The following is an 11,845-nucleotide window of genomic DNA, read 5'->3' as shown; positions in this document are numbered from 1 at the left end:
CGGTAGACGCCGTCCGTCCGGTACGGGCCCGCCACGTCGACGGGCGGGCGCATGCCGGACGTCGCCGGGGCGTCCGGCGAGGGCGGCACGGAGGCGGACGGCGTCCAGCCCGGCGGCGGTCCGTGGACGATCGGGCTCGTCGGCGCGCCGGGCGGGATCGGGGTGCCGGGCGAGGGCGGCGCGGATCCTCGGAACGGGGTCGGCGGCGCCGTCCCGTCGGGACGACGCGGCACCGTCGGGTCCATGTTCACCGTCCAGCCTCCCCAAAGCCTCGAGCGATTTCCCCCTGTGAGCACCATATTTTGACCTAATCGTCACCAGAATCCACAGGCGGCCCATAGTCGAGCGAGATCCAACAAAAGCGGACGAGGCTCTTATCACTCGCAGATAGCTCGGGGTGGGGAGGCGCGCGGGGCCGCGGGGTCAGGCCGGATCGTCCAGCAGGGCGCCGAGGAGGTCGATCACGCCGGACGGCCCGTCCACGACGACGTCGGCGCGTTCGGCGAGCTTCGTGACCTCGTTCGACCCGCTGCACACCGTCACGCCGGGCACGCCCTCCGCGCGCAGCGCCTCGACGGCGCCGAAGGCCGCGAGGTCGCCCAGGTCGTCGCCCGCGAACAGGACCGCGGACGGGCGTGCGCCGCGCTCGTCCACGAAGGCGCGGAGCGCGACGCCCTTGTCCATGCCGGGCGGGCGCAGTTCGAGGACGAACCGGCCGGGTTCGAGCGCGAGGCCCGTCCGCTCGGCGAGGGCCGCGATGATGCCGCGGAGCCGTTCGAGCGCCACCTCGGGCTCGGCGCAGCGCCGCGTGTGGACGACGAGCGCGTGCTGCTTGTCCTCGACGAACGTGCCGGGGGGCGCCCCGGCCGCCGCGAGGACGCCGGGGAGCTTCGCGCGGGCCTCGGCGACGCCCGGGAGCGGCTCGGGGGTCGCCAGTTCGCCCGACTCCCACCGTTCCATCCCGTACTGCCCGAGGACGACGAGGCCGTCGATCCCGGCGAACCCGCCGTACTCGACGGCGACCGCCGCCGGACGTCCGGTGATGATCGCGACCGCCCCGGCGCGCGCGGCGAGCCGGGCCAGCATGCCGGCGGCGCGCGGTTCGGCGCGCGCGTCGGCGGGGTCGGGGACGATCGGCGCGAGCGTGCCGTCGAAGTCGAAGGCGAGCAGGGCCCGGTCCGGGGCGCGCCGGAGCGCGTCGATCCCCTCGGCGCCGGCGGGCGTCACGGGACGTTCGTCGAGTCGCTTCGCAGAGCGGGGAGTAGTCACGCGGACCAGTGTCGCCGGGTCAGGGCCGGATGCCGAGGCGGCGCGCGGCGCGCTTGCGCTGCCGCTGCGACCGCATCCGGCGCAGCCGCTTGACCAGCATCGGGTCGCACTCGAGCGCCTCGGGCCGGTCGATCAGCAGGTTCAGCAGCTGGTAGTACCGGGTCGCCGACATGTCGAACAGCTCGCGGATGGCCTGCTCCTTGGCGCCCGCGTACTTCCACCAGCGCCGTTCGAAGGCGAGGATCTGGCGGTCGCGCTCCGACAGGCCCCCGGACGGGAACGCGGCGTCGTCGTCCGGGAGGGCATCGTCCGGGAGGGCACCGGGCTCGGCGTCGGCGGGCTCCGCCGCCTCGTCGGCGGCGCCGTCCGCTTCCGGCTCGGCCGCCGCGGTCCGCTCGGGTTCCGGGGCCCGGGGCCCGGGCACGCCGGCCTCCGGCGCGCCGCCCCTCCGGGACGTCCCGGACTCGGGGGCGCGGGGGCGGGGAACGCCCGCGTCGGCTTCGGGGGAGGCGGCTTCGGGTGAGGCGGCTTCGGGTGAGGCGGCTTCGGGTGAGGCGGCTTCGGGTGAGGCGGCTTCGGGGGAGGCGGCTTCGCCGTCGTCGGTCACGGGTCGCCGGGGGGCGCCTTCGTCCATGCTCACGTCCAGTCGGAGGGCGTCTCGGGGGGTGTCTGCCGCCGACATGAGATCCCCTCTGTGGTCACTGATCCCGGGTCGTCCGGTTCGGCAGGGTGCCATGGTACGCGCCCGGACGGACGGCCACCGGTGGTTCGCGGGGAACGGGACGCCGCCGTTTCAGTGCATCACAACCCCGCTCACCTGGAGATCTTCATTTGCCCCGTGTCCCGGGACCGTGCCGCCGCCCCAGTGGAAACACCCGGCGAGATAAGCCTCATATAAAGATCGTGTGCACGGTACACCGGTTAGGGTGGGAGGACGCCGACCGAACGGGAGACAGCTGCATGGCGACGGAGACCAGCGCAACCGAACGGCCCGCCGAGTCGTCCGAACGCGACGTCCCCGACGAGACCCTGTCCGAGATCGCCACCGCGCTGTTCCACCTGCGGCGCGTCTGGGCCAAGCCCGACCTGATGAAGCGGGTCCGCGCGCAGACCGCCGCCGGACCGGACGGACGGCCCCTGCAGTTGTCGAACCTGATGGTCGTCCAGGCCGTCGCCGCGCTCCTCGCCGCCGCGGACGACCGCGCGGGCGACGGCGGCGACGCCCCCGAGATCACCGTCGGGGCCGTCGCGGACCGGCTGGAGGTCGACCCGTCGACCGCCAGCCGGCTGGTCGGGCACGCCATCGACGCCGGCCTGGTGTCGCGGCGCCCGTCCCCCGTCGACGCGCGCCGCGCCAACCTCGGGCTGACCGACGCGGGCACCCGCGTCAAGCAGGTCGCCGACCGCTTCCGCCGCACGTACTTCGAGGAGCTGATGGCCGGCTGGACGGACCGGGAGCGCGCCGAGTTCGCGCGCCTGATCACCCGGTTCGCCGACGCGGCCGCCGCCCGGGAACCCCTGTACCCGGACGGCGGCGTCGGACGGATCTTCGAAGAGGCCGGCGCGGACTGACCGTCACGCGTCGGCGCGCAGCGCCGACATGCGCCTCAGGTACTCGTCCTCGTCGATCTCGCCGCGCGCGAACCGCTCGGCGAGGACCGACCGCGCCTTGCTCAGCGGGTCGCCGCCGCCGTGCGTCCCGCCGCCGTGCCGCCTGCCACCGGCCAGATGCCGGCGGACGAAGTAGAACCCGGTCGCCAGCACGGCGAGCCAGAACAGCCCGAACATGACGGGGAACACGGGCCAGAACGCGGGCGCGTCCCCGCCGTCGGACCAGCCGCCGGGGTGCAACTGCGTCGCGAGCGTCGTCCACATGGTCATCGACCTCCTGTTTTTCCTCGGATGGTTCGATGCTCGGCGACGGGTCCGGGGGGCGTCATCGGCCGCCCGGAGACTCCCGCGCTACGCCCGCCGGAGTACCGCGCGGGGCGGGGACGTGCGCCCCGCGGCGCGCGTCCGTCCGGGCGGGGCGGACGGGCGGCGGCGACGGCTCACCACCAGGCTCACCACCAGGGCGGCCGGTACTCCTCCTCCTCCTCGCCCGGGGGCGTCTCGCCCCGCGCGGCCGGGGCGTCCGAGGCTGCGGGCGGCGGGCCCGCGCCGTCCTGCGGGGACTCGCCCGGCGCCGCGGGCGCCCCGGCCGGCTCCGGGCGCCCGGCGGGCTGCGGCGCCGGGACGGCCGGGCGCGGCTCGGCGTCGGGAATGCCGGTGCCTTCGAGGGCGCTCCGCCGGAACCGCTCCCACGCCTCGTCGTCGAAGATCGGGATCTCGCCGGTCGCGGGGGCGTCGCCGCCCCCGCCGCCCGCACCGTTCGCGGGCGTCCCGTTCGCGGGCGTCCCGCCGCGCGCGGCGCCGTCGAGGGCGTTCGCGTCGATCCCGAAGTCGCGGCCGTTCGCCGCCGGAGGGACGTCCCGGCCCGCCGCTGCCCCCGGCGGGGACGGGCGCGGCTCGAACCGCACCGTGGGCGGTGCGGCGTCCGGCGGCCGCCCGCCCGGCACCGCCGGATGGGGCTCGAACCGCACCGGGGCGCCCGGGTCGGCGTATCCGGGCGGCGGCTGCACATGGGTGTTCTGCCACAGCGGCGCGTCGACCGGAGCCATCGGCGGCCCGCCGCCCTCGGCCGGGGGCGCCGCGGCGGCCCCGGCGGACGGGCGGACCGGGGTGCGCGGCACCGGCTCGGGCGGCGGCCCGGGCAGCCCGTACTCGGGCATCGTCTCCGCGTCCTCGTCATCCTCGCGCCGCCCGCGCTGCCGCCAGCCGAGCGCCACCCCGAGCAGGATCAGCGCCCCGCCGCCGCCGAGGACGAGCGGCAGCAGCAGGCCCGTGCCCGCGTCCTCCGGTTCGGCGACCGGCTCGGGCGTCGGCACCGGCGTCGGGGTCTGCACGGGGCCGGTCGACACCTTGTTCAGGGCGTGCGCGGCGAGCAGGGTGCGGACGGCGTCCACGGTCCCCGGGCAGCCGGCGAACCCGGTCGGGTGCCCGGCGCGGGCGGGCGACCCCTCGACGAGCGCCCGCCGCACCTCGTCCGGCGTCAGCTTCGGATAGCGGGCGCGGACGAGCGCGGCGACACCCGCGACGATCGCCGACGATGCGCTCGTGCCCGTCCCGACGACGTAGCCCTTGCCGTTGTCGGCGCTGACGATGTCCACGCCGGGGGCGCACACGGACACGTGCGAGTGCCGGTTGCTGTCGTCCCACAGGCGCATGTACCGGTCGAGGGCGCCCACCGCGATGACGCCCGGGTAGGCGGCGGGGAAGTTCTTCCGGTTCGCGGTGGAGCCGTCGTTGCCGGCGGACGCGATCAGCACCACGCCCCGGTTCAGCGCGTACCGGATCGCGCTCGCCTGCGCCGGGGTGCCGTTGTAGTACTGCTGGCCGCCGCCGAGCGACATGTTGATGATGTCGGCGCCGTTGTCGACGGCGTACCGGATGCCCTGCGCGATCGCGTCGCCGTCCCCGGCCTGCCGCCGCTGCTCGCGCCGCATCGGGTCGTCGTTCTCCAGCGTCACCCGGATCGACAGGACGCGGCTCTGCGGCGCCACCCCCATGATCCCCTGGGAGCCGCCGCGGCCGTGCCCGTGACCGGCGATGATGCTGGCCATCGAGGTGCCGTGCAGGCCCCAGTAGCGGGTGCCGGGCGGGCGCCCGCCGCCGGTCAGGTCGGGCCCGTTCACGACGCTGCCGACGAGGTCGGGGTGGTTCGCGTCGACGCCGGTGTCGAGCACCGCGACGGTGACGTCCTGGCCCGTGGACCACTTCCACGCCCGCTCCGCGCGGACCGTCTCCAGGTGCCACTCGCGGGCGCGGATCTGGTCGGCGGCGGCGATCGGCGCGCCGGCCGCGGCGCCGCGGACGGGACGGGACGCGCCGTCCGCGCCGTCGGGCGCCATCACGATCGGGACGGCCGCGGCGGCCGCCAGCGACACGACGGCGAGGGCGGCGGTCGCCCGCGCCGAGCGCGGGACCGGACGCCGGGCCGGGCGCGGTGCGGGGCGCGGGAACGGGGTCCGGCGGGGGCGCAGGGCCGGACGAGCACGCCGGGAACGGTGCCGACCGGCTTGGGACACCCTGCCGCACCTCCTCCCGGTGTCGACCGTGCTCCACGGCGAGCCACATTGTGCCACGGGATCATCAGGCGGCCCGGGCACACGGAACATTAAGGCACGCTCCGGGCGGTGCGGAACGTCCCGCCCGCGATGCCCCGCTGTGGGCTTCGCCTCACCGGCCGGACACGGCCACGCCGGCCCCGGGCGTCCGGGCCGTCCGGTCCCGGGGCGTCAGTGCGAACCGGCCCCCGTGAGGGCCCGCACCGACAGGTCGTCGTAGCGCAGCGGGTCGGCTTTCTCGCGGGCGAGGAACGTCCCGGCGACCGCGCACGCGAACCCGATCGGGACCGACACGATTCCGGGGTTCTCCAGCGGGAACAGGTGGAAGTCGACGCCCGCGGGGAACAGCGACAGGCTCCGCCCGGTCACCGGATCGGCCTTCCCCGACACGACCGGCGAGAAGAACACCAGCACCAGCGAGCTGCCGAGGCCGCCGTAGATTCCCGCGACCGCGCCCGTCGAGTTGAACCGCCGCCAGAACAGCGACAGGACGATCGCGGGCAGGTTCGCCGACGCGGCGATCGCGAACGCCAGCGCCACCAGGAACGCCACGTTGAGGTCGCGCGCGACGACGGCCAGGACGACCGCGAGCGCCCCCACCAGGAACGCCGCGACCCGCGCCACCGCGACCTCCTGCGACTCGCGCGGACGCCCGAACATCAGCACCTGGCCGAAGTAGTCGTGCGCCAACGACGTCGACGACGCCAGCACCAGGCCCGACACCACGGCGAGGATCGTCGCGAACGCGACCGCGCCGGTGAACGCCAGCAGCACGTCCCCGCCGACCGGCCCGGCGACGTGCGCGCCGACCGCGTGCGCGAGCTGCAGCGCCGCGGTGTTGCCGGACGGGTCCTGGGCGACGATCTCCTCGCGCCCGACGAGCGCCGCCGCGCCGAACCCGAGCGCGAGCGTCATCAGGTAGAACGCGCCGACGAGCCCGATCGACCACGACACGGACGTGCGCGCGGCGCGGGCGTCCGGCACGGTGAAGAACCGGGTGACGATGTGCGGCAGGCCGACCGTGCCGAGGACGAGCGCGAGCGCGAGGCTGAAGAAGTCGAGCTTGCCGACGATCGTCCGGTAGGCGTCGCCCTCGACGTCCGGGCCGTAGTGCAGCCCGGGGCGCAGGAACGCGTCGCCGCGGCCGCTCGCGTCGGCCGCCGACCCCAGCATCGCGCTGGGATCGAACCCGAACCGGCCCAGCACCAGCACCGTCAGGACGACCGTGCCGCCCATCAGCAGCACGGCCTTGACGATCTGCACCCAGGTGGTGGCCTTCATCCCGCCGAACACCACGTAGCCGATCATCAGCAGGCCGACCACGACGATCGTGACCGTCTCCGCGACACCGGCCGACATCCCCAGGAACCGCTCACCCGGGTGCACACCGAGCAGCATCGACACGAGCGCCCCCGCCCCGACCATCTGGGCGAGCAGGTAGAAGACCGACACCGTGACCGTGGAGACCACCGCCGCGCGCCGCACCGGCGGCTGCCGCCGGACCCGCTGCGCGAGGACGTCCGCGAGCGTGAAGCGTCCGGCGTTCCGCAGCGCCCCGACCAGCAGGAGCGCGAGCAGCCACGCCACGAGGAACCCGATCGAGTACAGGAACCCGTCGTACCCGGACAGCGCGATGAGCCCCGCGATGCCGAGGAACGACGCCGCCGACATGTAGTCGCCCGCGATCGCCATCCCGTTCTGCGGGCCGGAGAACGTCCGGCCGCCCGCGTAGAAGTCGTCCGCTCCCCGCGTGTTGGCGCGCGCCCACACCGTGATCCCGAGGGTGATCAGCACGAAGACGACGAACACCCCGAACGTCAGCTCCGTCACCGCGCCTCCCCCATCCGGACGTCCCAGCGCCCGTCCGACGCGCGCGGCGCGACCGGCGCGGCGGACCGCGGCACGCCGGCCGCCGGACGTCCCGGCGGTGCGGGACGCGCGGCCGGCGCGGGCCCCGGGGGCACGTCCCGGCCGAACGCCGCGGGCGCGGCGGCGGCCGGCGGGCCGTCGGCCTCGGCGCGCAGCTCGTCCGCGAGCGGGTCGAGGCGCCGCCGCGCGTAGGCGGCGAACGCCGCGGCGAGCGCGAACGTCGAGACGAACTGCAGCACCCCGAGCAGCATCGCGACGTTGACGTTCCCGGCGACCGGCCGCGCCATGAACCCCCGCGCGAACGCCGACAGGGCGACGTACAGGAAGTACCAGCCCAGGAAGCCTCCCGCGACGACGGCGACCGTCCGGCGGAACCGGCGGTCCAGCCGCCGGAACCGCTCGTCCCCGGCGACCGGCGCGTACCGCCCCGGAGGGACCCTTCTGCCCCGTTCCGCCCCCAGGCGTCCCGTCGGGTCCGTTCCCCCGACCATCCGGCCCCCTATCCGCGTCATGACTCTATGTATCGATTTGGCAACACCATGAGACCAAAGGAGCAAGATCGCCGATGCGGAATTGACGAGAATCAGAACAATCCCTTGCCCGCTCGCCTTGCCGGGGCGACTGTACGCACGTACAGTGTACAAACGTACAGGTTGCTGAACGTACGTACAGGGGGCCGCGGTGGGCGGGCAGCGAGAACCGGAAGACCTGACGACACGCGCACGGATCAGGGACGCGGCGATGCTCGAGTTCGCCCGGCTCGGCGAGAAAGGCGCCACGATCCGCGGGATCGCGAAGGCCGCCGGGGTCTCGCCCGCGCTCGTCCAGCACCACTTCACCAACAAGGCCGCGCTCCGGCGAGCCTGCGACACCTACGCCATCGAGGCGATCCGCCGGGTCAAAGAAGAAGCGCTGTCCGGCGGCATGGAGAACCCGAACTTCCTAGCCATCGCGATGCAGACGGCCTTGCCCGTCCAGCACTACGTGGCGCGCGCGCTGGCGGAAGACTCCGACGCCGCGCGCGCGCTGTTCGAGGACGCGGTGCAGTTCAGCGAGGACATCCTGTCGCGCGGCACCCCCGGCATGCGCAAGCCCACCACCGACGACCTGCACGCCTACGCGGCCGTGATCACCGCCATGAACTTCGGCATCGTCGTCCTGAACGGGCACCTCTCCCGCGCGCTCGGCACCGACATCCTCACCCCCGACGGCTACCCCCGCCTCGCCATGGCGCTCATGGACATCCACACCGACAACCTCATCACCCCGGAACTCGAGGAGCAGACCCGCGCGGTCCTGCGGACCATGCTGGAGAACAAGGAGAACCGGTGAAGCAGACGAACCCCGTCCAGGTGTCCGGCCTGGTGAAGACCTTCGGACGGACGCGCGCGCTCGACGGGCTCGACCTCGACGTCCGTCCCGGCGAGGTGCACGGCTTCCTCGGCCCGAACGGGGCCGGGAAGTCCACCGCCATCCGCGTCCTGCTCGGCCTGCTGCGCGCCGACGCCGGCACCGTCCGGCTCCTCGGCGGCGACCCCTGGCGGGACGCGACCGACCTGCACCGCCACCTCGCCTACGTCCCCGGCGACGTCACGCTGTGGCCGAACCTGTCCGGCGGCGAGGTCATCGACCTCCTCGGCCGGATGCGCGGCGGCCTCGACAAGGCCCGGCGCGCCGAACTGCTCGACCGCTTCGAACTCGACCCCCGCAAGAAGGGCCGCACCTACTCGAAGGGCAACCGGCAGAAGGTCGGGCTCGTCGCCGCCCTGTCGTCCGACGCGGACCTCCTCATCCTGGACGAACCCACCTCGGGCCTCGACCCCCTGATGGAGGAGGTCTTCCAGGAGTGCGTCCGCGAGGAGCGCGACAAGGGCCGCACCGTCCTGCTGTCCAGCCACATCCTCTCCGAGGTCGAGGCGCTCTGCGACCGGGTGACGATCATCCGCAGGGGCACCGCCGTCGAGACCGGCACCCTCGCCGACCTGCGCCACCTCACCCGCACGTCCATCGACGCCGACCTCGCCGCGCCGCCCGACGGCCTCTCCCGCCTCCCCGGCGTCCACGACCTGCGCGTCGACGGCGCGCGCGTCCGCTGCGAGGTCGACACCGACCGGCTCGACGACGTCCTCAAGCACCTCACGTCCGCCGGCGTGCGGAGCCTCACCAGCCGCCCGCCCACGCTCGAGGAGCTGTTCCTGCGCCACTACAAGGACGCGGCATGACCGCGCTCGCCGGCACCGGCGGCATGATCCGCCTCATCCTCCGCCGCGACCGCTTCCTGCTGCCCCTCTGGGTGCTGATCGTCTCGGTGCTCCCGGCGAACTTCGTCGCCACGTTCCAGGGCCTCTACCCCACCGCCGCCGACCGCCTCGGCTACGCGAACACCAGCGGGACGAACCCGACGTTCCTCGCGATGTACGGCCCCCTGTACGACACGAGCGTCGGCGGACTCGTCACCCAGCGGTCCGCGTTCGTCCCCGTCGCCCTCGCACTGATCTCCGCGCTCGCCGTCATCCGGCACACCCGCGCCGAGGAGGAGGCGGGACGGCGCGAACTGCTCGGCTCGACGGTCGTCGGCCGCCAGGCCGCCCTCGCCGCCGCGCTCACCGTCACCGCCGCCGCCAACCTCGCCGTCGCCCTCCTCACGGCCGCCGCCGTGGCCGCGCAGGACCAGCCGCTCGCCGGCTCCCTCGCGCTCGGCCTGCAGACGGCCGCGGCCGGCATCGTCTTCGCCGCCGTCGCCGGCGTCACCGCCCAGCTCTCCGAGAACGCCGGCACCGCCCGCGGCACCGCGCTGGCCGCGCTCGGCGGCGCGTTCGTCCTCCGGATGGCCGCCGACACCGGCGGCGAGGGCAACGGCCTCACCTGGCTCGGCTGGCTGACGCCCCTCGGCTGGGTCCAGCGCATGCGCCCCTTCGGCGACGAGCGCTGGTGGCTGCTCGTCCCGACCGCCGCCCTCGCCCTCGCCCTCACCGCCGCCGCGTGGCGCCTGTCGAAGCACCGCGACGTCGCCGCCGGCATCCTCCCCGCGCGCCCCGGCCCCGCCGAGGCGTCCCCCCGCCTGAACGGCCCGTTCGGACTCGGGTGGCGCCTGCAGAGCCGTCCGTTCTACGGCTGGCTCGCGGGCTTCGCCGCCCTCGGGCTCGTCTTCGGCGGCGTCGCGGGCGGCATGAACGACCTGATCAACGACAACCCGGACCTCGAAGACATCATCGCCGACCTCGGCGGCGCCTCCACCATCACCGACGCCTACTTCGCGATGGTCATGAACATGCTCGGGCTCCTCGCCGCGGGCCACGCCGTCTCCGCGGTCCTCAAGCTCCGCGCCGAGGAGTCGGCACTCCACGCCGAACCCCTCCTCGCCACCCCGACCGGCCGGCTGCGCTGGGCGTCCAGCCACCTCGTGTTCGCCCTCGCCGGCCCCGTCGCCGGCCTCGTCACGGGCGCCCTCCTCGCCGGACTCGTCCACGACCCCGGCGAACTCCCCGCCCTCCTGCCCGCCGCGCTCGCCCAGCTCCCCGCCGTCTGGCTCATCGCCGCGCTCGCCCTCGCGCTCTTCGGGCTCGTCCCCCGCCTGACGTCCGCGAGCTGGGCCGCCGTGGCCGTCGCGGTGGCCGTCACCCTCATCGGCCCGATGCTGGACGTCGGCCAGTGGGCCCTCGACGTCTCCCCCTTCACCCACATCCCCAAGCTCCCGGGCGCCGACCCCACCGCGGCCCCGTTCGTCTGGCTCCTGGCCATAACCGCGGCCCTCACCGCAACCGGCCTGACCGCCTTCCGCCGCCGAGACCTCTCCCTCAACTGACCCGCAGTGGCACCACCTCCTCGACGACCCCGCCCCGGAGCACCGCCGACAAGACGAAGCGGCATCACGCCTGGTACGAGCCGCCGAACACCGATCGGCCACCATCTGCGAAGCCTGCGGCAACCCCGGCGAGCTCCGCCACCGGGCCTGGCTGAAGACCCTCTGCACCCCCTGCGGCACCCGCACCTAACGCTGCGGCAGCGTCGAATGCGGAACGGTGAGCCCACCGTTCACGATCGCCCACCTCTCATGGTCCCGCCAGGCCCCATCAATGAACAACAGCTCGGGCGAGTACCCCTCATACCGAAACCCGACCCGCCGAACCAACGCCAACGAAGCACGATTATCCGGCTGTATCTGAGCCTCAAGCCGGTGCAGCCGCAACTCCTCGAAGGCATACCGCACCACCAACCCCACCCCTTCGGCCATATACCCCCGCCCAGCCGAAGGAGCAAAAGCAGCATAAGCCACCGACGCAGACTGCAACCTACCCCGAATAACACTGTTCAGATTAACAACACCAGCAATTTCCCCGCCATCCCGAAGACAGACCAGCAACGCCTCTTCATCCGCCCCCTCATACCGATCAAGATAATCCCGAAACTCCCCCGGACCCGACGGCAGCGAAATCCAGGGCGCATGCAGTTCCGCACTGACCCTGACCAGCCTGAGAAACTCCCCTTCGTCCCCGGCACCCAGCCGACGCAAAGCCACCCGCCCAGAGCCCTTCGACCGC

11 protein-coding genes and 1 pseudogene are annotated in these 11,845 nt (G+C 74.2%); 4 read left to right on the top strand and 8 right to left on the bottom strand.

The window, feature by feature from the left end; translation table 11 throughout:
* From DMH08_RS17595 to DMH08_RS41045, 3 genes and pseudogenes are all read right to left on the bottom strand, one after another.
* Positions 1–251: pseudogene (locus DMH08_RS17595) on the bottom strand (hypothetical protein); the annotation flags it as partial.
* Between the two features lie 172 nt (positions 252–423).
* Positions 424–1,227 (bottom strand): trehalose-phosphatase, encoded by an 804-nt coding sequence (gene otsB / locus DMH08_RS17590; protein ID WP_125615881.1) that lies wholly within the window; start codon positions 1,225–1,227, stop codon positions 424–426.
* 61 nt (positions 1,228–1,288) lie between these two features.
* A complete protein-coding gene (locus tag DMH08_RS41045) occupies positions 1,289–1,534 on the bottom strand; it encodes a DUF3263 domain-containing protein (RefSeq protein WP_051301387.1) in 246 nt (81 codons plus the stop codon).
* Positions 1,535–2,229: 695 nt separating this feature from the next.
* Between DMH08_RS41045 and DMH08_RS17580 the strand changes: the two genes are divergently transcribed.
* Positions 2,230–2,841, top strand: a complete 612-nt coding sequence (locus DMH08_RS17580) for a MarR family winged helix-turn-helix transcriptional regulator (RefSeq protein ID WP_125615876.1) — start codon at positions 2,230–2,232, stop codon at positions 2,839–2,841.
* Positions 2,842–2,844: 3 nt separating this feature from the next.
* Here DMH08_RS17580 and DMH08_RS17575 read toward each other — a convergent pair whose 3' ends face one another.
* The 4 genes from DMH08_RS17575 to DMH08_RS17560 all read right to left on the bottom strand — a co-directional run bounded on the left by DMH08_RS17575 (position 2,845) and on the right by DMH08_RS17560 (position 7,795).
* On the bottom strand, positions 2,845–3,150 hold the full coding sequence (locus tag DMH08_RS17575; RefSeq protein WP_051301384.1) for an SHOCT domain-containing protein: 306 nt from the start codon (positions 3,148–3,150) through the stop codon (positions 2,845–2,847).
* A gap of 182 nt (positions 3,151–3,332) precedes the next feature.
* Complete coding sequence (locus DMH08_RS17570) at positions 3,333–5,396, bottom strand: S8 family peptidase (RefSeq protein WP_158642335.1); 2,064 nt, start codon at positions 5,394–5,396, stop codon at positions 3,333–3,335.
* Positions 5,397–5,606: 210 nt separating this feature from the next.
* Positions 5,607–7,265, bottom strand: a complete 1,659-nt coding sequence (locus DMH08_RS17565; RefSeq protein ID WP_233617656.1) for a solute symporter family protein — start codon at positions 7,263–7,265, stop codon at positions 5,607–5,609.
* On the bottom strand, positions 7,262–7,795 hold the full coding sequence (locus tag DMH08_RS17560; RefSeq protein ID WP_233617655.1) for a DUF485 domain-containing protein: 534 nt from the start codon (positions 7,793–7,795) through the stop codon (positions 7,262–7,264). The genes DMH08_RS17565 and DMH08_RS17560 overlap by 4 nt, the downstream gene beginning before the upstream one ends.
* Positions 7,796–7,985: 190 nt before the next feature.
* Here DMH08_RS17560 and DMH08_RS17555 point away from each other — a divergent pair, with 190 nt between their 5' ends.
* From DMH08_RS17555 to DMH08_RS17545, 3 genes are read left to right on the top strand one after another with little or no spacing between them, the layout of a single operon-like run.
* Complete coding sequence (locus DMH08_RS17555; protein WP_267898553.1) at positions 7,986–8,636, top strand: TetR/AcrR family transcriptional regulator; 651 nt, start codon at positions 7,986–7,988, stop codon at positions 8,634–8,636.
* Positions 8,633–9,526, top strand: a complete 894-nt coding sequence (locus tag DMH08_RS17550; RefSeq protein ID WP_125615861.1) for an ABC transporter ATP-binding protein — start codon at positions 8,633–8,635, stop codon at positions 9,524–9,526. The genes DMH08_RS17555 and DMH08_RS17550 overlap by 4 nt, the downstream gene beginning before the upstream one ends.
* Positions 9,523–11,109, top strand: a complete 1,587-nt coding sequence (locus DMH08_RS17545) for an ABC transporter permease (RefSeq protein WP_125615858.1) — start codon at positions 9,523–9,525, stop codon at positions 11,107–11,109. The genes DMH08_RS17550 and DMH08_RS17545 overlap by 4 nt, the downstream gene beginning before the upstream one ends.
* Positions 11,110–11,295: 186 nt before the next feature.
* On the opposite strand, the gene DMH08_RS17540 is transcribed toward DMH08_RS17545, so the two are convergent.
* Positions 11,296–11,823 (bottom strand): GNAT family N-acetyltransferase, encoded by a 528-nt coding sequence (locus tag DMH08_RS17540; RefSeq protein ID WP_233617654.1) that lies wholly within the window; start codon positions 11,821–11,823, stop codon positions 11,296–11,298.
* Positions 11,824–11,845 lie beyond the last annotated feature (22 nt).

Source organism: Actinomadura sp. WAC 06369 (assembly GCF_003947565.1).
Lineage (GTDB): Bacteria > Actinomycetota > Actinomycetes > Streptosporangiales > Streptosporangiaceae > Spirillospora > Spirillospora rifamycini.
This window is presented reverse-complemented; position numbering and strand designations above follow the sequence as displayed.

Excerpts from the sequence above, each read along its gene's own strand:
- DMH08_RS17580 (WP_125615876.1), top strand. The coding sequence starts at position 2,230 with ATGGCGACGGAGACCAGCGCAACCGAACGGCCCGCCGAGTCGTCCGAA.
- DMH08_RS17575 (WP_051301384.1), bottom strand. The coding sequence starts at position 3,150 with ATGACCATGTGGACGACGCTCGCGACGCAGTTGCACCCCGGCGGCTGG.
- DMH08_RS17560 (WP_233617655.1), bottom strand. The coding sequence starts at position 7,795 with ATGGTCGGGGGAACGGACCCGACGGGACGCCTGGGGGCGGAACGGGGC.
- DMH08_RS17545 (WP_125615858.1), top strand. The coding sequence starts at position 9,523 with ATGACCGCGCTCGCCGGCACCGGCGGCATGATCCGCCTCATCCTCCGC.